The following is a 22,993-nucleotide window of genomic DNA, read 5'->3' as shown; positions in this document are numbered from 1 at the left end:
CGTGTTAACGGAGCGAATCAATGAAAAAAAAGCTGAATACATACGGATTGGATTTGGAAAATCTTCCAAAGCATATTGCCATCATTATGGATGGCAACGGACGCTGGGCAAAGAAGAGGGGCCTCCCCCGGAGTGCCGGCCATGCCAGAGGGGCTGAGAATTTAAGGCATATTACACATTTCTGCTATGATATCGGCGTGAAGGCTTTGACCCTATATGCTTTTTCCACAGAGAACTGGAACCGTCCCCTTCAGGAAGTGACGGCGTTGATGGATTTGTTCGCCGAAAATCTGAACCATTATGTGGAACTGATGGGCGACCGGCAGGCAGAAGTGCGTTTTATCGGGGAAAAGGATCGTCTGGGTGATAAGCTGAAACAGAAGATGCTGGAGGTGGAAGCCTATTCCAGACAATTCAAAGATTCCGGCTTTGTCCTGAACTTTGCGATAAACTATGGAAGCAGAGATGAAATACTCCGCGCGGCAAAACAGATTGCACAGGATTATAAAAACGGAAAGATTTCTCTGGATGAGATCGATGCTTCTCTGTTTTCCGAGCATTTGTATACACATGGGGTTCCAGATCCGGATTTGCTGATCCGCCCCAGCGGGGAACAGCGAATATCCAACTTTCTTCTCTGGCAGTGTGCCTATACGGAATTTTATTATTCCGATATTCTCTGGCCGGATTTCAAGGCGAAAAACCTGGCGGATGCCATCAAAGAATATCAGAAAAGAAACCGCCGTTTTGGAAAGGTGTAAGGAGGGATTATATGCTCAAACGGGTTGTTTCCGCTCTTGTAGGGCTGGTTTTGTTTTTTATTGTCATGTTTTCGGAAAAATCAGTGCTCTCTATCGCTATTTTGATTGTGACATCCATCGCGCTGTTTGAAGTATATCGCGCCTATCACTTTCATAAAATAAGAATACTGCTGTTTCTCGGCCTTTTGGTTGCGCTTGCTTTCTCGTTCGGAAATTATTTTGAAGGACTTACCATCATGGCTTTCGCCTTCGGTTTTCTGATACTGATGGTCCTATTCCTTTTGGCACGGCATGAAAGCTTCTCCACCAAGGATATCGGAACCTATGTGTTTGTCACTTTGGTGATCACTTTTGCGTTTTCCAATATCGCCTATTTAAAGCGGCTTCCAAACGGACCGTTTTATGTGTGGCTTCCCTTTATCGTTGCATGGTGTACCGACAGTGCCGCCTATTTTGCAGGCCGTTTTTTTGGCAGGCATAAGCTTTGCGAAAAAATCAGTCCAAAAAAGACCATTGAGGGGGCGCTGGGCGGAATTGCAGGCAGCGTTGCAGGTCTGTTTATCTATCAGGCAGTTCTGTGGTTTGGATTTCAGACAGTTGTAAATCCTTGGCTTTTGACAGCTATGGGTATTGTCGGCTCTGTAACTTCCCAGATGGGGGATCTCTTTGCTTCTATCATCAAGAGGGAAAACGGGATCAAGGATTTCGGACATATTATGCCCGGGCACGGCGGAATTATGGATCGGTTTGACAGCTTGCTCCTGACGACGCCATTTGTTTTTCTGTTCGTCAGCATGTTTCCGCTGATCGGTTAAGGGGGCGCTTGAATGGAAACAAAACGATTGAATATACTGGGTTCTACCGGTTCCATCGGTACCCAGGCTCTGGATATCTGCCGTCATTTAAACATCAGGGTATGTGGTATTTCTGCCGGTTCTAATATTGCACTTCTCGAAGAGCAGATTCGGGAATTCCACCCTCTGTTCTGCCATATATATGATGAAAAAAAAGGACGCGAGCTGGCGCTCAAAGTGAAGGATACCAATACAACGGTTTTATATGGAAAAGATTCCTTGTGTGAATTCGCGCTGTCGGGTGAGCCGGATACCCTGCTCACCTCCGTGGTTGGGAGCATCGGTCTTTTTCCCACTGTAAAAGCCATTGAAAGCGGCGTTAAAATTGCGCTCGCCAACAAGGAAACATTGGTAGCGGCCGGAAAGCTGGTAATGGAAAAAGCAAAGAAGCACCACGTTCCAATCATTCCTGTAGACAGCGAGCACAGCGCCGTGTTCCAGGCACTGCAGGGAAACGAGCGCAAGGATCTGAAACGGATTATCCTGACCGCTTCCGGCGGGCCGTTTTTCGGCAAATCGTTGGATGAACTGCGCGGCATGACTCGGAAAGATGCGCTGAAGCATCCCAACTGGAGTATGGGTGCAAAAATAACGGTCGATTCCGCAACTCTGATGAATAAAGGGTTTGAAGTAATCGAAGCCCGGTGGCTGTTTGACACCGCCGACATTGATGTTGTCGTTCATCCCCAGAGTATTATTCACTCTATGGTGGAATATCGGGATCACTCGGTCATTGCGCAGCTTGGCGTTCCCAGCATGAAAATTCCGATTCAATATGCGTTTACCTATCCGGAGAGGCAGCCCTGTCCTGTTGATTCACCAGATTTCTTCCGAATTGGGAATCTTTCTTTTTTTGAGCCGGATAAAAAGACCTTTCGCCTTTTACAGTTGGCTTACGACGCCCTTGCGGCGGATGGTACCGCCCCCATGGTGCTGAACGGCGCCAATGAAATGACGGTTCAGGCATTTTTAGAAGACAAAATCCGCTTTACGGACATAGCAGATATCAATGAAGAGGTGTTAAAGCGTCATAAACCGAAAGCGGATTATACATTGGACGATTTTATAGAATGTGACAGTTGGGCAAGAGAGGAAGCTCTCTTGCTGATAAATGAGGTGATACATTGATAGCAACGATAATCTGGGCAATCATTATTTTTTCTTTGATTATTTTTATCCATGAATTCGGACATTTTATAACGGCAAAGCTGTTTCGCGTAAAGGTAAATGAATTCGCCATCGGCATGGGACCCCAGCTGTGGAAAAAGCAGAAGGGTGAGACTCTGTACTCGGTAAGAGCTTTTCCCATCGGCGGTTTTTGTCAGATGGAGGGGGAGGATGAGGATAATCACGATCCGAATTCTTTTAACATGAAACCCAAGTGGCAGCGGTTTATCATTCTGTTTGCCGGAGCATTTATGAACTTTGTGCTGGGCTTTCTGCTGTTGATCCTGCTCTCCTCCGCGTTTACGCCAAAGGAGAATTTTTATTCCATGACACTGGCCGATGTCAATCAGGGTTATCCCGCCTATGAAGCTGGTGTGCGCCCGGGGGATGAGATCGTTCGTGTCAACGGAAGTCGGGTACACATCCGCCAGGATTATAATTTTTATAATAACGATCCTTCTAAAATTCAGCTTGAAGTACGCAGGGACGGCGAAATCCTGTCCTTTGTTTTCGCACCGAAAGCAATCAAAGTCAGCCAGGACGGACAGATACTGGATGACAATACAACCGAAGCTTATCAGACACAGTATGTGGCTGGAATTGTCTTTTCTCAAAAGGATAAAAATATTGGTACAATCCTTTCCCAGAGCTTTTATGAGGCTTGCTTTATGGGAAAAGTGGTGGTCGTTTCCATCGTGGAACTAATCAGCGGAAAGGTTTCCCCAAAATACCTGTCCGGGCCAATCGGTATCGTGTCGGAAATCGGAACGGCGGCTTCTATGGGGCTTAAAAATGTGCTCTGGCTGGCCGCCTTGATTACGATAAATCTGGGACTGATGAACCTGTTGCCGCTTCCCGCGCTGGATGGCGGCAGAATTCTGTTCCTGGGAGTCGAGGCAGTCACTCGAAAACCATTGAACCCGAAGGTGGAAGGATATTTCCATGCCATCGGCTTCATCCTTTTGATTGGGCTTCTGCTCTATGCTACATCCAACGATATCCTTCGTCTTTTCACTTCATAGGCATCAGCCCATTGCCTGATGCGTAAACTGATGGAACGGAGCAAAGTAAAATGAGCAAAATCATACAAATCGGTAAGATACAAATTGGCGGCGGCCAGCCGGTCGCTATTCAGTCTATGTGCAACACAGACACCCGGGATGCAAAGTCCACCATCCGCCAGATTCTGGAATTGGAAGAGTTGGGATGTGATATCATCCGTGTGGCAGTTCCTGATATGGATGCCGCGGAAGCTTTGCGGGAAATCAAAAAGAGCATCCACATTCCTCTGGTTGCCGATATCCATTTCGATTATCGTCTGGCACTTGCCTCCATTCAAAACGGCGTAGATAAAATCCGTCTGAATCCAGGCAATATCAAGGAGAAGGAGTATATCAAGCAGGTGGTGGAAGCCTGCAAAACGCACCATATTCCCATCCGTATCGGCGTCAATTCAGGCTCTGTCCCGAAAGATATTCTGCAAACCTATCAAAAGCCCTGCAAGGAGGCTCTTCTGCTTGCGGCAAAACGGCATATCGAGCTGCTCCAATCGCTGGACTTTGACGATATCGTAGTGTCTTTAAAGTCCTCGGATACCAAGCTGACGGTAGAGACCTACCGGTATTTTAAGGAGATCTATGACTATCCCCTCCATTTGGGAATCACCGAGGCAGGTACTTTGTATCAGGGAATCGTAAAGTCCTCTGTCGGCATAGGATCTTTGCTTCTGGACGGTATCGGCGATACCCTCCGCGTCTCACTCACCGCCGCTCCCAAAGAGGAAATCAAGGCGGCGAAAGCGATTTTAAAGGCCGCAGGACATCTGGTTAACGAACCGACCATCATTTCCTGCCCCACCTGCGGCAGAACCAAAATTGATCTGATTCCCATTGCTTCCAAGGTGGAGGAGGCTCTTGCCAAGATTCATAAGCCGATCAAGGTAGCCGTGATGGGATGTGTGGTAAACGGCCCCGGCGAGGCACGGGAAGCTGATATCGGCATTGCCGGCGGCGACGGATGTGCCGTATTGTTCAAAAAGGGAGAAATCATCCGAACCATTCAGGAAGAGGACATCGTGAAGGAACTGCTTCTTGAGATGGAAAAGCTATCATGAAAGGGAGATAGCCGTATCTCTGGAAAGACATCGGCTGTCCCTTCCTTTTTTAGAGGGGGAGCAAATTGAAATTAAGCGAAATTTTTGACAAAAGCGAACTATTAAAAATATATCAGGAAATTTTTGATCAGGCAAAGATTGTAAATGTCTCCATGTTCCGTTCCGAGAAAAGGATGGAACTCACTCTGCATTCGCCCGTGATTATCAAAAAAGAATATCTGATCGATGTGTCGAATGAAATCCGTAATTTATACGGATTGCGAGGAATCAAGCTGCTGGCCAAATACCCGAAAGAACTGTTCAACGAAGACTATTATCCACAGATCCTGTTTTACATAGAAAAGAAGTTTCCTCACCTTTACTGCTTCATGGAAGGCTGCAGGATGGAATATACCGGGGATACGCTGCTTATCACCTTGAAAGAAAATGGTCTTGACATTCTATCCTATAACAATATGGATGGTATTATCCATGAGCTCCTAAAGGACGAGTTCGATCTGGATCTCAACGTCCAAATACGCAAGACAGAGGGAACCAAAAGCAATTCTCAGATTATCGCGGAACACGCCCGCAATGAAGACGAGATGCTCCAGAATATTCGAAAAACAGTCGCGGCAGCCCCCGAATTCAAAAAGCCGAAGGAGAATTCTTCCCCTGTGGGGGACAGACCCCAGCGTTCCTCCGACAGAGGGGATTATCGTATCAGCTATGCGCCTATGCAGATGAAGGATATCACGCAATACAGCGGCAAAGTTATGGTACAGGGGGAGATATTCCAGTCTGAAATCAGAGAATTTAACAATTCGGTCAAGGGCTGCTATACCCTTTATATGACAGACAATGAAGCTTCGCTGATCGTGAAAATTATCGACCGAAAGGAAACGCTTTACGAGCTTGCGGACGAGTTAAAGGACGGCACCTGCGTCTGCATCAAGGGCGAGACCATGTACGACAAATATATCTCTGATTTTGTGCTGAGTGTGAAGCCAAAGGACATTGAGGTCATCGATAAAACCTTACGTCAGGACAAAAGCAATGAAAAACGCGTGGAACTCCATATGCATACCAATGTCAGCGAGATGGACGGCATGACGCCGGTTCAGGATTTGATTAAAACTGCAAAGCGCTGGGGTCATAAAGCCATCGCCGTGACCGATCATGGTGTGGTACAGGCCTTTCCGGACGCTTATGCGGCCGCAAAAAAGAATGATATCAAGCTGATTTACGGCGTGGAGGGTTATCTGATCAACGACGCAGTTGAGATTGTTTATGGCACCAAAGATTATTCTCTGGATGACGAGTATGTTGTGTTTGACATTGAAACCACTGGTCTGAACGCAACCAATGATAAAATTACCGAGATCGGGGCCGTTCTGATGAAAAACGGGGAGGTTCTGGAACGGTTCTCCACCTTTGTAAATCCTCAGATTCCGATTCCTCCAAAGATTGTGGAACTCACCTCCATCACCGATACAATGGTTGCCGATGCGCCGACCATTGATGTGGTGCTGAAAGACTTTCTGGAATTTGTGGGTGACCGGGTTCTGGTTGCACACAACGCGAACTTTGATATCGGCTTTATCAAGCAGAAATCCGTTGAATGCGGTTATGCATTCCATCCAGTTTATATCGACACGGTGGAGATGTCCCGCGCTCTTCTGCCGGAGCTGAAGAGACACAAACTCAATATTGTCGCGGAGCATTTGGGCGTCAGCCTGGAAGGACACCACCGCGCGGTAAACGATGCGGAATGCCTTGCCGGGATCTTTCAAATCTTTCTGGAAAAATGCAAGGCGAAAGAAATCACCTGCATCAATGAAATCAATCAGAAAGCCCACAGCGGAGAAAAAAATCTAAACAACTTAAAGTCTTACCACATTGTTATTCTGGTAAAAAACAAAAAGGGACTACGGCATCTGTATGAACTTATCAGCATGTCCCATCTGAACTATTATCACAAGCGTCCCCGCATCCCAAAAAGTGTCCTGATGCAGTATCGGGAAGGCTTGATTCTGGGAAGTGCCTGCGAGGCTGGCGAACTGTACCGGGCCATGCTTGCCGGAAAGCCATATGATGAATTGTGCAAAATCGCGAAATTTTATGACTATCTGGAGATTCAGCCGGAAGGCAATAACATGTTTATGCTCAATAACGGCACCTTAAAGTCCGTGGAGGAAATCCGGGACATCAACCGCCGGATTGTAGATCTGGCTCGGAAGCTCGGCAAACCGATTGTGGCAACCGGTGACGTTCATTTTCTGAACCCCTGTGATGCTGTTTACCGCGCCATTCTGATGGCCGGTCATGGATTCTCCGACGCGGATAATCAGGCTCCTTTGTATTTTAAAACCACCGATGAGATGCTTGAAGAATTTTCCTATCTCGGAAAGGATACCGCCTTTGAAGTGGTTGTAACCAATACCAACCTTATTGCAGACATGATCGATGAAAATTTTGAACCAATCCCTTCAGTGAAACATCCTCCGGTTATCGAGGGCGCCGCGGATGACATCCGCAGTATGACTTACAGCAAGGCCTATGAGATCTATGGTGATCCCCTCCCGCAGCTGGTGGAGGAACGGATTCAAAAAGAGCTGAACTCCATCATTAACAACGGCTTCTCCGTGATGTATCTGATCGCCCAGAAGCTGGTAAAAAAATCTCTGGACGACGGCTATCTGGTCGGTTCCAGGGGGTCTGTCGGCTCCTCCTTTGTAGCGTTTCTCTCCGGAATTACAGAGGTAAATTCCCTCTGCGCTCACTATATCTGCGAGAACTGCAAACACAGCGAATTTATCGACGACGGTTCCTACAGCTCCGGCTGTGATATGCCGGATAAAGTCTGCCCGGAATGCGGACAGGTCATGAAAAAGGACGGTCACGATATTCCCTTTGAAACCTTCCTGGGCTTTGATGGGGACAAGGAGCCGGATATTGACCTGAATTTTTCCGGCGAATATCAGGGACGCGCCCATAAATATATTGAGGAACTGTTCGGCGAGGGACATGTATTCCGGGCAGGAACCATGGGTACGATAGCGGATAAAACGGCTTACGGCTATGTGAAAAAATATCTGGACGAACGGGGCAGAAATCCCAATAATGCCGAGATTGCCCGGCTGACAAAGGGCTGCACCGGCGTGAAGCGAACCACCGGTCAGCATCCCGGAGGCATCATGATTGTCCCCAAAGAGAACAATGTATTTGAGTTTACCCCCATTCAGCATCCCGCAAATGATGTCAACAGCGATATTATCACCACCCACTTTGATTATCACAAGCTGCACGATACCCTTTTGAAGCTTGACATCCTGGGGCATGATGATCCGACCATGCTGCGCATGCTGCAGGATTTAACAGGTTTGGATCCCAAAACCATCCCCTTGGGGGACGAGGCCACCATGAGCCTGTTTTTAAATACCAGCGCTTTGGGCGTGACAGAGGAGGATATCAACTCCAAGGTCGGAACCTTCGGCGTTCCGGAGTTTGGCACAAAATTTGTCCGCCAGATGCTGGAGGATACCAAGCCTACTACCTTTGCGGAGCTGGTTCGTATCTCCGGTCTGTCCCACGGCACCGATGTATGGCTGAACAATGCACAAACCATCGTCCAGCAGGGAATTGCGGAATTGAAGGATACCATCTGTACCCGTGACGATATCATGCTGTATTTGCTGCACCGGGGAATGGATCCCAAGCAATCCTTTGTGATCATGGAGCAGGTCCGTAAAGGAAAAGGGCTAAAGGAAGATCAGGAGCAGGCAATGCGAGAACATGATGTTCCGGAATGGTATATTGATTCCTGTAAAAAAATCAAATATATGTTTCCAAAGGCGCACGCTGTGGCATATGTCACCATGGCGTTCCGTGTTGCATATTTTAAAGTACACCTTCCGTTGGCTTACTATGCAACCTATTTTTCGGTCCGCGCCGATGATTTTGACGCGGATTTAATGACTGGCGGAAAGCATATCATTCAGAATAATATCAAAGAGATGGAATCCCGCGGAAATCTAAACGTTAAGGAAAAAGGTGTGCTGACCATTCTGGAAATGTGCAACGAGATGTACGCGAGAGGAATTGAATTCCTGCCCGTGGATCTCTATAAATCCGATGCGAAAAAATTTCTGATTGAGGATAACAATATCCGCATCCCCTTCACTGCTATTAAAGGCTTAGGACTTTCCGTTGCGGAGAGTATTGTGGAAGCCAGAACGGAAGAGTTTTTCACCAAAGAAGATTTGATGGCGCGCACCCGCCTTTCCAACACTTTGCTGGAGATGCTGGAAAAGCACGGCTGTCTGGAGGGACTGCCCGATTCCTCCCAGCTTTCCCTGTTCTGATTTTACGAATTCTTTTGATGTTTCATTCGGATTTGGATGCAAAAAGATAAATTTCGTGTTGACATTCTGAAAAAATAGGTGTATCATGAGAACAAGAATTTAAAAAGGAGAGACGAAATGGCTAAGCTTCATTCTTTCAGCAATCGATTTTATAGCTTCTTTACCGCTTACTATTATTTTATGTTTGCGGCTATTTTCGGTTGTCTCAAAAAAGAATGTATCTGTGAGCCTATCGGGTAATTTCATTTATCTGGTTTCTCTGTAATCTTATATTGATATGGATTGCGCCTCATAGATATATGAGGCGCTTTTTATATATATTCATTAAAAAACACTTTTTAACAAATAGGAGGATTTGTAGCATGGTAGTCGTACTAAAAAACAATGCCCCGGCAGATTTGACGGGAGAATTGATCAGCGAATTAAAGGGCAAAAATCTGGATGTACAGATTAACACTGGTGTGGACAGAACCGTTCTCGGACTGTTGGGAGATGTCACCATCATCGATCCCGACGCGCTGGAAACCCAGCATCCTATCATCGAAAAAGTTCTGAAGGTCAGTGAGCCGTACAAAAAAGCCAATATCCGCTTTCATCCAGAACCAACGGTTGTGAACGTTTCTGGAAACACCATCGGCGATAAGAAAAAACTGGCTCTGATCGCAGGCCCCTGCTCGGTGGAATCCGAGGAACAGATCATTGAAGTGGCGAAAGGTGTGAAAGCGGCAGGTGCGAAATTTCTAAGAGGAGGCGCATACAAACCGCGTACTTCCCCTTATGCTTTTCAGGGGATGCAGTTTGAAGGACTGAAGCTTCTCAAGGAAGCCAAGGAGGTCACCGGGCTTCCCATCGTTTCCGAGATTATGAGCGCCTCTCACATCGATATGTTCAATCAATATGTGGATGTTTTCCAGGTTGGCGCCCGCAATATGCAAAACTTTGAGATGCTCAAGGAACTTGGAAAGGTGGATAAACCAATTCTCCTGAAAAGAGGTCTCGCCAACACGTTAGAGGAGCTTCTGATGTCTGCGGAATATATCATGAGCGGGGGAAACGAGAATGTTATCCTGTGTGAAAGAGGCGTCCGCACCTTTGAGACATACACCAGAAACACCTTGGATATCAGCGCAATTCCCGCGTTGAAAAAAATGACACATCTGCCCGTTGTTATCGATCCCTCCCACGCCTGCGGCATGTCATGGATGGTGGAACCTCTAGCAAAAGCTGCCGTTGCCGCCGGTGCAGACGGTTTGATCATTGAAGTGCACAACAACCCTAAAAAGGCGCTTTGTGACGGTCAACAGTCCCTGACGATTGAACAGTACGAGCATTTGGTCAATAAGATCAAAAAAATAGCTGACATTGAGGAGCGCAGTATTTAGCATGAAAAACGAAGAAAAAGTAGTAGGAATTGTAGGGCTTGGTTTAATCGGAGGTTCTTTTTCATTCGCTTTGAAGGCTTATGCAAACTGCAGAGTTCTGGGGATCGACCAGGATCCCCTGGTTCTCTCCTTTGCTGTGGAGCAAGGCTATATTGACGCTTATTGCGAAGATACGCCGAAAGCGCTTTCCGAATGTGATATTGTCTTTCTGGCGTTGTATCCGAAAGATACGCTGGCTTTTTTACAGGAGCATGAATTTCATTTCAAGCAGGATGCCATTGTGGCGGATTTCTGCGGCGTAAAGGGCCTTTTCAGCGATTTTCATTCCTCGCGTTTCACCTATGTCGGCTGCCATCCAATGGCAGGGAAGGAGGTAAACGGGATCAAAAACGCGGATAAAGATTTATTTGCCGGTGCGAGCATGCTAATGATGGCGGAACAACCGGATTTGGAAGAGATTTACCGTCAAGTTGGCTTCTCCCGGATTGTTCACACCACCCCCGCTCATCACGACAGGTTGATCGGCTACACATCCCAGCTTCCTCATGTCCTCGCGGTCGCCTATGTCATGATGCAGGAATTTTCCGAATGTGACGGCTATCATGCCGGCAGTTTCAAGGATGTCTCCCGTGTGGCACGGATCAATGAGGTTCTTTGGAGCGAGCTTTTCTGTGATAATCAGGAAATGCTGACAAATCAGATTGATGCCTTGATACAAAATCTGAACCGTTTAAAAGAAATGATAAACCACAATCCAGAGGAGCTTAGAGAAACATTGAAAAACTCCAGGCTCCGGATGGAAGAAAAGGATGATAGAGGATGAATCAAATCACTGTCCGCACCTCCTCCAAAACCTATGATATTTTTGTGGGGAGAGGCTTGCGGAACGATCTTTTAACTTATCTGAACCCCATCGTGAAATCCAAAAATGTTTTTGTGATAACCGATTCCAATGTATTTCCTCTCTATTTTGAAGAGATCCGGTCGGTCTTGCAGGAAGGCGGATATCAGGTTTTCCACACCGTCCTGCCTGCAGGGGAGGAACACAAAAATATGCAGACGGTTCTCTCCATCTACGAGAAGATGGCCACAGCAAAAATCCGGCGCAGTGATCTGGTGATCGCACTGGGGGGCGGGGTTGTGGGCGATATCGCCGGCTTTTGTGCCGCCAGCTATATGCGTGGTATTCCCTTTATTCAGATCCCCACCACCCTTCTTGCACAGGTGGATTCCTCCATCGGGGGAAAAACCGGCGTGGATCTGTCTGCCGGAAAAAATCTGGTAGGTGCTTTCTGGCAGCCATCCCTGGTGGTCATTGATATCGACACATTGAAAACACTCCCGCAGATTCAGATAAAAAGCGGTCTGGCAGAGATTATAAAATCCGCTTTCATCGCGGACAAAGCCCTCTTTCAAAAATTGAAGGATTCGGATCATTTTGAGAGGGATGTGGAACGTTTTATTCTCTCGGCACTTCAAGTAAAGCGACATATTGTGGAGATAGACGAGTTTGAAAAGAACGAGAGGATGCTTCTGAATTTCGGACATACCCTAGCCCATTCCATTGAAAAATATCACAACTTCACCGGAATTACCCACGGGGAAGCGGTGGCCATCGGCATGTACTGCATGCAGAGAGCCTATGAGAAAAAAAGAAAATTACAGCAAGTCTCGGATGATATTCGGGAACTGCTAATCAAATATGAGATACCATACCAATTGAAGCATGAGAATCTGGATGAACTGCTGGAATATACAAAGAATGATAAAAAATCTACCGACAGCGGAATCCATCTGGTTGTAATTGAAGAAACAGGAAAGGGAGTCATTCTCACAATGGACTATCCGTCCATCTTTGAGATGATCAAAGGTGCCGCAGATGAAATTTGTGTGTAGTCCATCTTCCCTTCGGGGAAAAATTGATTTTATCCCTCCTTCCAAAAGCATAGCGCACCGTGCACTGATGCTGGGTGCAATAGCTGGCGCGACCATCCGGAATGTGGATTATTCCAAGGATATTATTGCCACCCTGGACTGCTTAAATGCTCTGGGTGTTACCTCCAGGGTGGAGGGCGGTACCGTACATTTTTCACCGGCACACCTGAAACGCAATATGCCGGTGAGCTTGAACTGCGGCGAGTCTGGATCCACTCTGCGATTTTTCATTCCTTTTTCCCAAGCCTTGGGAAACGAAACGATATTCCGCGGAGAGGGACGGCTTCCCAAGCGCCCCCTTACGGTTTATTTTGAACTCTTTGACGAAAAAAAACTTTCTTATTCCCATGAGGAAAACTACCTCCCTCTGTCGGTCAGCGGAACCTTATTCGGAGGAAGTTTTCAGGTGAAAGGGAACATCAGTTCTCAGTTTATCACAGGGCTGATGCTCAGCGCGCCTCTGTTTGAAAGACCGGCTGAAATCACGGTCACAGGAGACTTTGAATCCAAACCTTATGTGGATATCACCCTGGATATGCTCCGAACGTTTGGTGTTCCGGCAGAGGAAAACGGATCGTTTTACCGGATTGAGAATACCCTGCCGGCATTAAAAGATTACACCATTGAAAAAGACTGGTCACAGGCCGCCTTTTTTCTGTGCGGAGGTGCAATCAGCGGAGATATTTGCCTGACGGGAATGAATCTTTGTTCCAGACAGGGGGATAAGAGAATTTTAAATATTCTGAATGATTTTCACGCTGATATCACGGTGGAACAGGATTGCATTCATGTGAAAAAAAGCCGTCTGCAAGCTGCGGATGTGGATGTGCGTGACGTCCCCGATCTGGTTCCTGTTCTGGCTGTTTTGGCATGCTATGCTCAGGGCAAAACCCGTCTGTATAATGCGGCACGCCTACGGCTGAAGGAAAGCGATCGGCTGTCCGCCATGTACACTGAGCTTCAGAAGCTGGGCGCCGATATCAGCATGGAGGAGGATTGTCTGGAAATCCGCGGCGGAAAGCCTCTGCACGGCGGAGAAATCTTCTCCCACAACGATCACCGTATTGCCATGGCTCTGGCGGTCTGCTCCCTCGGAACCCAGGGAGACATTGTGATTCGAGAGCCCTATTGCATTGAAAAATCCTATCCGGCATTTTATAAAGACTTTATTGAGGCAGGAGGCCGTGTCCATGAGCCATATTGATTTAAAAAATTTATCCCTGACCATCTTCGGGGAATCCCACTCTCCTATGATAGGCGGTGTGATCACCGGCTTTCCTTCGGGCTTTCCTCTTCCAATGGAAGCTATCCTGAAGGACATGAACCGCAGAAAGCCCGGGCAAAACCGGCTGTCTACCCAGAGGAGGGAGGAGGATATTCCAAGAGTTGTATCGGGTATTTTGGACGGCGTTACCACAGGCGCGCCGCTCTGTGTATTGATTGAAAACACCAATCAGCATTCGAAGGACTACTCTAAATTAAAGGAATTACCCCGTCCATCCCATTCGGATTACACTGCCTTTGTGAAATACAGTGGATTTAATGATATCCGGGGCGGAGGTCATTTTTCCGGTCGTCTGACTGCTCCCATTGTATTTCTGGGAAGTCTCTGCAAACAGCTTCTAAAGGAAAAAGGTGTTGCTGTCAGCGCGCACATTTTGGAGCTGGACGGCGTCCGGGACAGATCTCTTTTAGAATATCTGCCCTCTTTGGCGGAAAAGAGTTTTCCTGCAATTGATGATAAAACGGGAAAAGAAATGATTCAGAGAATTGAGGCGGCCAGAGATAATCTGGACTCGGTCGGCGGCGTAATCGAATGTGCTGCCTTCCATATGCCTGCCGGGCTGGGAGGTCCTCTGTTTGAAGGGATGGAGGGAAGACTTTCCTCCCTTTTATACGGTATTCCCGCTGTGAAGGGAGTCGAATTCGGAACCGGGTTCGGCTTCTCCAGGCAAAAAGGCAGTGAAGCCAACGATGAATTTTATATGGATAACGGGCAGATCAAAACTTACACCAATCACAACGGAGGGATCCTCGGCGGAATCACCAGTGGAATGCCAGTGAATTTTAAAGTCTGCATCAAGCCAACCGCATCCATATACAAAGAACAGCGGACGGTAAATCTGAAAACCGGAAAAAACGATAAGCTGTCCATTGAGGGACGGCATGACCCTTGCATTCTGGTACGGGCTGTCCCTGTTATTGAATGCATTACGGCTATCGGTATGCTGGATTACTTGTTATAACTGCGGGCAAGATGTCCGCCCCCGCTTAGGCGGCGGGGGACATATCCGCAATCAGCGGGAGTTCAATCTCTCGCTGATTGCGGCATTGCCATGCAGTACCCTTGTCCTTGTTGAATAACGGGACAAGCCCTTATTGAATACCACACATGAGTAGGAGAATAACTGTATGCGAAATTTAGAGGAAATCCGCCCGGATATCGACCGGGTGGATCGTCAGCTCAAAGAACTTTTTTTAGAACGGATGCATTTGGTTGACGAGGTCGGTATCTATAAAAAAGAACATGGTCTTCCGGTCAAAAATCAGGACAGAGAAGATAATCTGATTGCGGAAAAACTGCAGAATCTCAGCTGTTTCACCGAAGAGACAGAGTCTTTCTTCCGGAATATGATCGATATAAGCTGTGATTACCAGGAAAGATTGATGTCAAAAAAGAGAAACCCAGTTCCTTCCTTTTCTCATGTTTCCCGTGAAACTTTTTTTCGTGATACAAAGACCGTCTGCTATCAGGGCATTCCGGGAAGTTATTCCCATGAAGTGTGCTCGCGCTTGTTTCACAATGCCGCGTTCACCCGCACGGATTCCTTCCGTGAAGTTTTTGAGAAGGTCTCACAGGGAGCCTGTACGGCAGGTGTGGTTCCGATTGAAAACATTACGGCCGGTGCAGTCACGGAGGTCTACGAAGCACTCAACGAGATGGATCTCTATATTGCAGCCAGTCCAATTCTTCCCATCCGGCACGTGCTGATGGGAATGGGCACACGTGAGGAAGTCCAAACCGTCACCTCCCATCCGCAGGCACTGAGCCAATGCGGCTGTTTTATCCGTTCAAACGGTTTTGAGAGAATCCCCGCCCCCAACACGGCTGTCGCCGCCAAGCTGGTCAGAGACGCGGCATGTCCTGATACAGCAGCAATCGGATCCAAAGCGGCGGCAGATCTATATGGTCTAAAGGTTTTGGAGGAAAATATCGCGGATACCGACGACAACAAAACCCGCTTTATTGTCATCACAAAAAAGCCGCTTCTGCTCACCGGTGCAGACACCATATCCATGATCTTTTCCATCCCGCATCATGTGGGTTCCCTCTCCCGCGTTTTACAGCACTTTGCCCAGCGCGGACTCAACATGACAATGATTGAATCCATGCCCCTGAAAGGAGGAAAATGGGAATATCTTTTTTACGTTGACGTGAAAGGAAACGCGGAGAATTTGAAGAGCCAGTTGGAATCCATGGGATATCTCTTTGACTATTTTAAAATCACGGGAAATTATCAAACCATTGAACTTTGAATCGGAAAGAAGGGCAGGTATGAAATACGGATTATTGGGCTACCCGCTGGGACATAGTCTTTCTCCGGAAATTCACCGGATGCTGTTTTCTCTTGCCGGGAAACCGGAATATCAATACGATCTGTACGCCAGAAAGACACTAGAAGATTTTTCTAATATCCTTATGCTGGACGGCTTTAATGTGACCATTCCACATAAGACAAATATCATTGCGTACCTCTCTCAAATGGATGAGAAGGTGCGCCTTTATCATGCCTGCAATACCGTAGTGCGGCATGGAAATTCCCTGTGTGGATACAATACTGATGTGGACGGTTTTTTGGAGAGCCTTCGCTCCCACAACATAAATCTTGCGAATAAAAAGGTCTTGGTGACAGGATTTGGCGGTGTTTCCAAGATGATGGTTACCGAGAGCGTTCTCGCAGGAGCAGATGTCACCATCTGCCTGCGCGACGAGTCAAAGGCAGGGGATACACAGCGGGAAATCAAAGAGAAAACCGGAAAAGTGGTTTCGGTCATCACAGAGCCAGAGGAAGACTATGAGATTGTGCTGCAGGGAACCCCTGCCGGAATGTATCCCAACATCGCAGCTTCTCCCGTTCCTCTGTTCTCCCTGAGGCATATAAGCTTTGCCTTTGACACCATTTACAATCCGATTTCCACTCTGCTGACCAATGCGGTAAACTTCTCCGGCGGAACCGGTGTGAATGGGCTTCAAATGCTGGTCTGTCAGGCGGGTTATGCACAAAAATATTTTTATGACGCCGTCTTTTCCACAGAACAGTTTCGAGCGGTGGAAAACACGGTAAAAAAACAGTTAGAACGATTTTCTTTTCCGAAAAATATCATTTTGATCGGTCCTCCCGGTTCCGGAAAATCGTCCCTGATGAAGGGAATCGGAAGGATATTCCAAAGCTCCGCGGTGGATTTGGACGCAGAGATCGAGCGGAAAACCGGAATGGAAATCAAACAAATTTTTTCTCTCAAAGGAGAGAGATATTTCCGGCAGCTTGAGGAGGAAACCGCCTTGGATTTGTGTGCGGAAACCGGCAAAGTCATCAGTACAGGCGGAGGTATCGTGGAAACTGCTTCCTGTATGCAGCGGCTTTTTGAAAATCCGGATAACATTGTTGTCTCCCTTATGCCCTCCAAGGAGATTCTGCTGTCCCGGCTTTCCGGCGATACCAAACGCCCCTTGCTTGCAGGAAATATGGAAGTAAAACTGGCGGAACTTCTTCAAAGGCGGATGCCCCTTTATCAGAAGTATGCACATATTCCTGTATGTATTTCAAAAGAGATGCCTGTCAAGGATACTGTTTTAAAAATTTGTGACAGAATCATTGCATATACAAAAAAATAAAGTATAATAAAAGGAGTATTGCAAACGAAAGGGGAAGGAAATGAAAAAAGCAGTATTCTTTGACTGGGACGGAACACTGTCCTTTGACGGAAATCATATGTCTCCGGAAAACAGGAAAGCAATCCGCAAGCTTCAAAAAAAAGGCCATCTGGCTTTTTTATGCACCGGGCGTTCCTATGCTTTTATCCCGGAAGAAGCACTGGAATTTGGCTTTGACGGCATTGTCTGCGGTGCTGGCTCCCATGTTATAATCGGTGATAAAACAATTTTTCGCGTATCGGTGCCGGAAGATATGGTAAGAGAAATTTTTCATCATTTCCGGAGCGACGGTCAGACCTGTGTGCTGGAGGGGGAGGACGCCATGTTTGTCATAAACGAAGGGAAATCCTCACACACACAATGGCCGGTTCTTAAAGATCCTGAGGATTTCGACCGTTTCGCGGCCGGCCATCCTATTACAAAGTTAACTCTTTACGGAACGCCGGGCGAGGCCTCCAAAATTCTCTTGGATAACTATTTCTCCTTAATTGTGCATCCCTATTATCAGGAGGCTGTCATAAAGGGATGTAATAAGGCCACGGGAATCGAAAAAGTCCTGAATGACTGCCATCTAACTCAAAGAGACAGCGTAAGCTTTGGAGACAGCCCCAATGACTTGGATATGCTCCGGTACACTGCACTGAGTATTGTGATGGGCAATGCACCCGAAGAAGTCAAAAAGACAGCCGATAAAATCACTGGAACAGCGGAGGAACACGGCGTTGCAGAAGCGCTGAAAAAATGGATCCTCACGTAAACCATTATCATTCAATAGCATTGTTTCCATGCTCTCTACTGCACCGCATAAACCGCTGTAATAAATCAATGATTGACGCATTTTCTTTTCCGTGATATATTAAAAGCGGGTGATGAAATGAAAAAATTGCTGAAAATAAGTATCATTCTGATCACAGTCATTTTAATGTACTCTGTCGCTGTTTCTGTTTTCTATCTTTTTGGTACAGAAAAAATATCTCACCCCTCTCCGGACGGAAAATATACCGTGGAAGCAAACTGGATCGATATCGGTGCTTGGGGGTACAGAGGAAAAATATATTTTACGGAAAAGAAACTCTTTTTTACGAAAAAATATTTCACGGGAGAAACTGTTCCAGCAGGCTATGGATCGATCTCCGATACAGAATTCTATATTGACAAAGGTGAGGGAAAAATAAAGAAATATAATGTGAAAGATTTTAAAAGGAGTGGTCATAATGCGCAATAAACTCATAACAGTTCTTTTATATGTCCTTCTCGCTTTTGTCTGGTTCATCATCTTGAGATTTTCTCTGTTTGCATTTTGCTTCAGCCCTCTTTTACTGCATTTTTGGAACGGCGGTTTGATCCTGCTGTTCGGGTTTTTGGGAATATTGGCTTTTATTCTGCCGGTGATCTTTCGGAAAAAGCTTTCTTCCGACTGGATGAAACCGGCTGCCATGCTGATTCTGACCGGCTTTGCTCTTCTTGCAAGCTACGGCATTTTCAATGCCGCGGTCTCTTATGTATCCGTCTTTCGCAAAAAATTATGGGACACTAATCACGAACTTCGCATTTATATGACAGATGATTTGGAAAACAATTATCATGTAACAGGAAAAACCGAGCAGGAGATCCTCGCACTGCTTGGAGAGCCTGCCAGCATCTCTGAATACAAAGGCAGAACCTTTGAATATTATATCGGCTCTGGGTTTATTGATCCTATCACGTATGATATTATGTTTGAAAACGGAATTGCAGTTCATACCGAAAAGGTTTCGCATTAAAAGCAAGAGGAAGAGAGAAAAAAGATCATGAAAAAAGAAAATACCAATGTCATTTTGGCAATGATCCTGCTTGTTTTCTCGGCAATCAATATTTTTCTGTACGCCATAGACTATCTTTTTCAGCCTGTCAATTATGGATTATTCCTTCTTTTTTGTATTGCCGGCGCCGTCACGGCGACTGTTTTTTCACTCAGAAACAGAGCGGGAAACAGCAAGCTGTCAGCTGTTTTCGGGGCTCTTATGCCACTGTTTGCCCTTGTTTTTGTCATATCATCAGGCTTTGTGCTTGATTTCAATCCGGAATACATTGAACCCCATAACTTCTGCTATGTGGTTATATCTTCCGTTTTTATGATATGCGCCCTTATTATATTTTTCAGTTCGGTAAAGAAAAAAGGTATCCGGATCGCGGCAGGCATTTTGACCGCTGTTCTGTCAGTTCCTTGTGTGTTTTTTCTGTATATTATGCTGCTTTTCAGTAATTTTGGTTCAAATACGATCCTACAGACCGTAACTTCACCGGATGAAGCTTATTGTGCATGGGCGGTCTCATCCGATCAGGGCGCATTGGGCGGTGACACTTGTTTATATGTACGTAATATCAAAAAAGACGTATTTATAGGCATCGGTACATTTAAGGCTGAAGAAAAACGCTTGCGTTACGGCCGCTTCGGAGAAGAATATGATCTGGTATGGATCGATGAAAACACTCTTTCGGTTGACAATGTGCAGTACAATATTCCCTATATATTGAAAACCGGTTACATAGATAAGTACCGATACAGCTCCAAAATGCAGATATATATTCCCGACAGAAAACCGGATGAGCTAAAGGATACCCACGACGGCTTTCTTGGGGACGGCGAATGTATTATGCAATATCATTTGACCGGATCGGAAATCGAAAAGATAGAGACGGATATCAAAAACAACGGAAACTGGAAACGGATCGATGAAGAAAGCTATTCTTATCTGTATGGTGATGTAAATTCCGAATATAATGATGACGGCTATACTCATTCCGAAATACCGGCATTGGAAAACGGCTATTACTGTTTTTATAATGAGCGTGCAATGAATTTTAAAATTCCCGGACCGAACACATATTCCCCCAATTATATCATTGTACAGTATTCCCCTGATGACAAAATATTGTATCTTTACGAGTTTGACACTTAAGGATATGAAAAAGCAAAAGCCGAAGCATCTTTTCTGACGCTGCTCCGGCTCTTTTCTTTATAATATATGGATCAATTCATATTCTCTCGATCCAAAGCCAAGCGCTTCCGCCGCCTCAACCGTATGAATTCCGTTTCTTGATTCAATTCGTTCAATGAGATGCGGCTTCCCCGGATCCTCCGACTGATACACAAGATCCACACAGGCCTGATCCAACGCTACCGGATCCAGGGAGGCGAGTATGCCGATATCCGCAATGGCTGGATCCTCCGCCACTGCACAGCAGTCACAGTCTACAGACATGTTGCACATGACATTGATAAAGGCCATTTTACCATTAAAATAAGAGACGATTGACTTTGCGGCGTCCGCCATAGATTCCAGAAAGGAATCATGATCCGCCGTCCACAGTTTTTCGGGATCTCCCGCTCCGTGGATATATGCTTTTCCGTGGGCGGAAGCGATCCCGATGGAAATATTTTTGATGGCGCCGCCGAATCCCCCCATTGGATGTCCTTTGAAATGGGACAGCACCAGCATGGAATCATAATTTTTTAAATGATCTCCAACATAATTGATTGGGATCTGTTTTCCGTTTTCCACCGGAAGGGTGAATTCTCCTTCCTCATCCATTATATCCACAGAGGAAATATCCGTCCAGCCGTGCGCTTTCATGGTTTCCCAATGCGCTTTTGTGGTATTCCGCTTTCCCTCATACGCTGTATTACACTCCACAATCGTTCCATCAACAAGGTTTATCATCGGCGCAAAAAAGGGCGGCCTTATAAAATTCTGATTTCCCGCCTCGCCGGAATGCACCTTTACCGCAACCTTTCCCGGAAGGCGGGCGCCCAGCGCCTGATAAAGTTTGATAACCGCTTCCGGCGCAATTTCATCGGTAAAATAAACCTTTGCTTTTTCCATACCTTTTCTTCCTTTCCACAACATATTTTTTCTATTTATCCGCCTCTCTGAATTTTAATTCTTTTCCGTCTTTACCATATTTCTTCCTTTTTCCGGAAACAGTGCATATCTCTATTTTCACAATTGCGGTGATCTTCATGCTTTTTTCGATCGCCTCTTCAAAACGGTTCATATTCTCCGGTGTGTATCTCATGCAGATGGCACGCAGCGCCTCCTTTTTTTCCTCCGCCCCCTCCACAAAAGATGCCTTCCCGCACAGAATGCAGGATTCAAATTCGGTTGTAAATTTCCCGGTCGGTATATGAATCTCTCCAACTGCCGTGATGCATACATCCTCTTGGTTTATCATATTTTCTATCTTTTGCCCCTCTTTGGCACAATGAAAATAAATATCTTTTCCAATTCTGGCACAGGAGAGAGGAACCGCATAGGGTGTGCCGTCTTTATTTACGGTGGCAAGAACCTGGCAGTCCGATCGGTCAAACACACTCCACGCAAAATCTTCATCCATCTTCCTGTCTTTTCTTCTCATCTCGTTCATTGCATTATCCTCCTAAAGAAACATCGAAAGAACCACTGTGATAATACCAGAGATCCCAATGGCAATCCCGCTCATTGCCCCTTCTGTCTCTCCTATCTCAATCGCTTTTGAAGTTCCGACCGCATGCGAGCTTGCTCCGATCGCAACACCTGCCGCCACAGAATTGTCTACTTTAAGCAATCGAATCAGGGTCGGTGCCAATACCGCGCCCATAATTCCGGTCACAATTACCGCTGCTATCGTAATCGGTACAATTCCTCCAAGATTTTTGCTGACTTCCATTGCAATAGGTGTCGTCACGGATTTTGGAATCATAGATGCCACCAGTTTATCATCAAGGCCGAAAGCCTTGCATAAAAGCAATGCACTTCCCATCGATGCGATTGCCCCAGCAAGGCATCCCGCTATGATTGGGAGAAGATTCTTTTTCAGCGTTTCCAACTGACTGTAAACGGAAACCGCCAATACCGCGGTGGCCGGACCGAGAAACAGGGATATGATATTTCCTCCCTGCTGATAGGATTCCACAGGAATATGGAAGATATTTAACACCAAAATAATCAGCGTAATCGCGATAAGCAATGGGTTCGCAACCGGCGTTCTCAATTTTCGGTTTAACTGTACCCCAAATTCATAGGCAAAGATAGAGAGTACAATACCAAAAAGAGGAGACTGGGTAAACTCTGTCATTTTAATCCTCCTTTTTCCGCTTCGCTTTCTGAATCTGTATAACGCCTTTTACCGTAAAAGCAGTCACAGTGAATGTAATTACTGTTGTCAGCAAACAAACTGCAAACAACGGCAAAATACTGCCTTTCAGAGCATCATAATTTGACAGAATTCCAACACCTGCCGGAATAAAGAAAAAAGCCATGTTCTGTAGTAAAAAATCACTCTTTTCTTTCACATGCTTCTGCTTCACGCATCCGGAGCAAAGTAGAACAAACAATAGAATTATGCTGATAACACTGGAAGGAAAAGGGAAGGGGAGAAGTTTTTCGATCCCTTCCCCCAAAAAACAGATCCCTAAAACAATACCAATCTGTAAAATTACTTTCATTTTTTCAAACCTTTTTATTTTTAAAATATGGAAAG

The 22,993-nt window shown here is 46.1% G+C and carries 22 protein-coding genes; 18 read left to right on the top strand and 4 right to left on the bottom strand.

What is annotated here, in order from left to right; genetic code table 11:
- Nucleotides 1-20: 20 nt before the first annotated feature.
- The 18 genes from KQI32_RS01595 to KQI32_RS01515 all read left to right on the top strand — a co-directional run bounded on the left by KQI32_RS01595 (nucleotide 21) and on the right by KQI32_RS01515 (nucleotide 20,433).
- Nucleotides 21-761: an isoprenyl transferase gene (locus tag KQI32_RS01595; protein ID WP_177692063.1), complete on the top strand. Its 741-nt coding sequence runs from the start codon at nucleotides 21-23 to the stop codon at nucleotides 759-761.
- Nucleotides 762-772: 11 nt separating this feature from the next.
- The gene (locus tag KQI32_RS01590) at nucleotides 773-1,576 is read left to right on the top strand and encodes a phosphatidate cytidylyltransferase (protein ID WP_216423676.1); all 804 of its coding nucleotides are present in this window, start codon (nucleotides 773-775) and stop codon (nucleotides 1,574-1,576) included.
- A 12-nt stretch (nucleotides 1,577-1,588) separates the two neighbouring features.
- Nucleotides 1,589-2,743 carry a 1-deoxy-D-xylulose-5-phosphate reductoisomerase gene (gene dxr / locus KQI32_RS01585; protein ID WP_216423675.1) on the top strand — a complete coding sequence of 385 codons (1,155 nt, stop codon included), beginning with the start codon at nucleotides 1,589-1,591 and terminating at the stop codon, nucleotides 2,741-2,743.
- Nucleotides 2,740-3,804 carry an RIP metalloprotease gene (locus KQI32_RS01580; protein ID WP_177692060.1) on the top strand — a complete coding sequence of 355 codons (1,065 nt, stop codon included), beginning with the start codon at nucleotides 2,740-2,742 and terminating at the stop codon, nucleotides 3,802-3,804. The genes dxr and KQI32_RS01580 overlap by 4 nt, the downstream gene beginning before the upstream one ends.
- Nucleotides 3,805-3,854: 50 nt before the next feature.
- Nucleotides 3,855-4,895: a flavodoxin-dependent (E)-4-hydroxy-3-methylbut-2-enyl-diphosphate synthase gene (gene ispG / locus KQI32_RS01575; RefSeq protein ID WP_216423674.1), complete on the top strand. Its 1,041-nt coding sequence runs from the start codon at nucleotides 3,855-3,857 to the stop codon at nucleotides 4,893-4,895.
- A 65-nt stretch (nucleotides 4,896-4,960) separates the two neighbouring features.
- Entirely contained in the window at nucleotides 4,961-9,238 is a 4,278-nt protein-coding gene (locus KQI32_RS01570) for a PolC-type DNA polymerase III (protein WP_216423673.1), read from the top strand.
- 117 nt (nucleotides 9,239-9,355) lie between these two features.
- Nucleotides 9,356-9,478, top strand: a complete 123-nt coding sequence (locus tag KQI32_RS13500; protein ID WP_256443622.1) for a hypothetical protein — start codon at nucleotides 9,356-9,358, stop codon at nucleotides 9,476-9,478.
- 122 nt (nucleotides 9,479-9,600) lie between these two features.
- The gene (gene aroF / locus KQI32_RS01565) at nucleotides 9,601-10,620 is read left to right on the top strand and encodes a 3-deoxy-7-phosphoheptulonate synthase (RefSeq protein ID WP_177692057.1); all 1,020 of its coding nucleotides are present in this window, start codon (nucleotides 9,601-9,603) and stop codon (nucleotides 10,618-10,620) included.
- Nucleotide 10,621: 1 nt separating this feature from the next.
- Nucleotides 10,622-11,443 (top strand): prephenate dehydrogenase, encoded by an 822-nt coding sequence (locus tag KQI32_RS01560; RefSeq protein ID WP_216423672.1) that lies wholly within the window; start codon nucleotides 10,622-10,624, stop codon nucleotides 11,441-11,443.
- A complete protein-coding gene (gene aroB / locus KQI32_RS01555) occupies nucleotides 11,440-12,516 on the top strand; it encodes a 3-dehydroquinate synthase (protein WP_216423671.1) in 1,077 nt (358 codons plus the stop codon). Before KQI32_RS01560 ends, aroB begins: the two co-directional genes overlap by 4 nt.
- Nucleotides 12,500-13,759: a 3-phosphoshikimate 1-carboxyvinyltransferase gene (gene aroA, locus KQI32_RS01550; RefSeq protein WP_216423670.1), complete on the top strand. Its 1,260-nt coding sequence runs from the start codon at nucleotides 12,500-12,502 to the stop codon at nucleotides 13,757-13,759. The genes aroB and aroA overlap by 17 nt, the downstream gene beginning before the upstream one ends.
- Nucleotides 13,746-14,801: a chorismate synthase gene (aroC, locus tag KQI32_RS01545; protein ID WP_216423669.1), complete on the top strand. Its 1,056-nt coding sequence runs from the start codon at nucleotides 13,746-13,748 to the stop codon at nucleotides 14,799-14,801. The genes aroA and aroC overlap by 14 nt, the downstream gene beginning before the upstream one ends.
- 166 nt (nucleotides 14,802-14,967) lie before the next feature.
- Nucleotides 14,968-16,092 (top strand): bifunctional chorismate mutase/prephenate dehydratase, encoded by a 1,125-nt coding sequence (locus tag KQI32_RS01540; RefSeq protein WP_216423668.1) that lies wholly within the window; start codon nucleotides 14,968-14,970, stop codon nucleotides 16,090-16,092.
- A 19-nt stretch (nucleotides 16,093-16,111) separates the two neighbouring features.
- Complete coding sequence (locus tag KQI32_RS01535) at nucleotides 16,112-17,452, top strand: shikimate kinase (RefSeq protein WP_216423667.1); 1,341 nt, start codon at nucleotides 16,112-16,114, stop codon at nucleotides 17,450-17,452.
- Nucleotides 17,453-17,492: 40 nt separating this feature from the next.
- Nucleotides 17,493-18,248, top strand: a complete 756-nt coding sequence (locus tag KQI32_RS01530) for an HAD family hydrolase (RefSeq protein WP_177692050.1) — start codon at nucleotides 17,493-17,495, stop codon at nucleotides 18,246-18,248.
- 117 nt (nucleotides 18,249-18,365) lie between these two features.
- Nucleotides 18,366-18,716: a hypothetical protein gene (locus tag KQI32_RS01525; protein WP_216423666.1), complete on the top strand. Its 351-nt coding sequence runs from the start codon at nucleotides 18,366-18,368 to the stop codon at nucleotides 18,714-18,716.
- Nucleotides 18,706-19,254: a hypothetical protein gene (locus KQI32_RS01520; protein WP_216423665.1), complete on the top strand. Its 549-nt coding sequence runs from the start codon at nucleotides 18,706-18,708 to the stop codon at nucleotides 19,252-19,254. The genes KQI32_RS01525 and KQI32_RS01520 overlap by 11 nt, the downstream gene beginning before the upstream one ends.
- 27 nt (nucleotides 19,255-19,281) lie before the next feature.
- Nucleotides 19,282-20,433 (top strand): hypothetical protein, encoded by a 1,152-nt coding sequence (locus KQI32_RS01515; protein WP_216423664.1) that lies wholly within the window; start codon nucleotides 19,282-19,284, stop codon nucleotides 20,431-20,433.
- Nucleotides 20,434-20,490: 57 nt separating this feature from the next.
- On the opposite strand, the gene KQI32_RS01510 is transcribed toward KQI32_RS01515, so the two are convergent.
- Genes KQI32_RS01510 through KQI32_RS01495 form a run of 4 tightly spaced genes read right to left on the bottom strand, consistent with a single transcriptional unit; the run spans nucleotide 20,491 to nucleotide 22,958 of the window.
- The gene (locus KQI32_RS01510) at nucleotides 20,491-21,357 is read right to left on the bottom strand and encodes a DUF362 domain-containing protein (protein WP_216423663.1); all 867 of its coding nucleotides are present in this window, start codon (nucleotides 21,355-21,357) and stop codon (nucleotides 20,491-20,493) included.
- A gap of 31 nt (nucleotides 21,358-21,388) precedes the next feature.
- A complete protein-coding gene (locus tag KQI32_RS01505; protein ID WP_216423662.1) occupies nucleotides 21,389-21,898 on the bottom strand; it encodes a pyridoxamine 5'-phosphate oxidase family protein in 510 nt (169 codons plus the stop codon).
- A 12-nt stretch (nucleotides 21,899-21,910) separates the two neighbouring features.
- Nucleotides 21,911-22,588 carry an LrgB family protein gene (locus KQI32_RS01500; RefSeq protein ID WP_216423661.1) on the bottom strand — a complete coding sequence of 226 codons (678 nt, stop codon included), beginning with the start codon at nucleotides 22,586-22,588 and terminating at the stop codon, nucleotides 21,911-21,913.
- Between the two features lies 1 nt (nucleotide 22,589).
- A complete protein-coding gene (locus KQI32_RS01495; protein ID WP_216423660.1) occupies nucleotides 22,590-22,958 on the bottom strand; it encodes a CidA/LrgA family protein in 369 nt (122 codons plus the stop codon).
- Between the last annotated feature and the right edge of the window lie 35 nt (nucleotides 22,959-22,993).

The sequence above is a fragment of the Acetivibrio sp. MSJd-27 genome (genome assembly GCF_018918095.1).
GTDB lineage: Bacteria > Bacillota > Clostridia > UMGS1840 > HGM11507 > HGM11507.
Note: the sequence above shows the minus strand (reverse complement) of the source record. Positions and strands in the feature narration are given on the sequence as shown.

Excerpts from the sequence above, each read along its gene's own strand:
- KQI32_RS01595 (WP_177692063.1), top strand. The coding sequence starts at position 21 with ATGAAAAAAAAGCTGAATACATACGGATTGGATTTGGAAAATCTTCCA.
- KQI32_RS01590 (WP_216423676.1), top strand. The coding sequence starts at position 773 with ATGCTCAAACGGGTTGTTTCCGCTCTTGTAGGGCTGGTTTTGTTTTTT.
- dxr (WP_216423675.1), top strand. The coding sequence starts at position 1,589 with ATGGAAACAAAACGATTGAATATACTGGGTTCTACCGGTTCCATCGGT.
- ispG (WP_216423674.1), top strand. The coding sequence starts at position 3,855 with ATGAGCAAAATCATACAAATCGGTAAGATACAAATTGGCGGCGGCCAG.
- KQI32_RS13500 (WP_256443622.1), top strand. The coding sequence starts at position 9,356 with ATGGCTAAGCTTCATTCTTTCAGCAATCGATTTTATAGCTTCTTTACC.
- aroF (WP_177692057.1), top strand. The coding sequence starts at position 9,601 with ATGGTAGTCGTACTAAAAAACAATGCCCCGGCAGATTTGACGGGAGAA.
- KQI32_RS01560 (WP_216423672.1), top strand. The coding sequence starts at position 10,622 with ATGAAAAACGAAGAAAAAGTAGTAGGAATTGTAGGGCTTGGTTTAATC.
- aroB (WP_216423671.1), top strand. The coding sequence starts at position 11,440 with ATGAATCAAATCACTGTCCGCACCTCCTCCAAAACCTATGATATTTTT.
- aroA (WP_216423670.1), top strand. The coding sequence starts at position 12,500 with ATGAAATTTGTGTGTAGTCCATCTTCCCTTCGGGGAAAAATTGATTTT.
- aroC (WP_216423669.1), top strand. The coding sequence starts at position 13,746 with ATGAGCCATATTGATTTAAAAAATTTATCCCTGACCATCTTCGGGGAA.
- KQI32_RS01540 (WP_216423668.1), top strand. The coding sequence starts at position 14,968 with ATGCGAAATTTAGAGGAAATCCGCCCGGATATCGACCGGGTGGATCGT.
- KQI32_RS01535 (WP_216423667.1), top strand. The coding sequence starts at position 16,112 with ATGAAATACGGATTATTGGGCTACCCGCTGGGACATAGTCTTTCTCCG.
- KQI32_RS01530 (WP_177692050.1), top strand. The coding sequence starts at position 17,493 with ATGAAAAAAGCAGTATTCTTTGACTGGGACGGAACACTGTCCTTTGAC.
- KQI32_RS01525 (WP_216423666.1), top strand. The coding sequence starts at position 18,366 with ATGAAAAAATTGCTGAAAATAAGTATCATTCTGATCACAGTCATTTTA.
- KQI32_RS01520 (WP_216423665.1), top strand. The coding sequence starts at position 18,706 with ATGCGCAATAAACTCATAACAGTTCTTTTATATGTCCTTCTCGCTTTT.
- KQI32_RS01515 (WP_216423664.1), top strand. The coding sequence starts at position 19,282 with ATGAAAAAAGAAAATACCAATGTCATTTTGGCAATGATCCTGCTTGTT.
- KQI32_RS01510 (WP_216423663.1), bottom strand. The coding sequence starts at position 21,357 with ATGGAAAAAGCAAAGGTTTATTTTACCGATGAAATTGCGCCGGAAGCG.
- KQI32_RS01505 (WP_216423662.1), bottom strand. The coding sequence starts at position 21,898 with ATGAACGAGATGAGAAGAAAAGACAGGAAGATGGATGAAGATTTTGCG.
- KQI32_RS01500 (WP_216423661.1), bottom strand. The coding sequence starts at position 22,588 with ATGACAGAGTTTACCCAGTCTCCTCTTTTTGGTATTGTACTCTCTATC.
- KQI32_RS01495 (WP_216423660.1), bottom strand. The coding sequence starts at position 22,958 with ATGAAAGTAATTTTACAGATTGGTATTGTTTTAGGGATCTGTTTTTTG.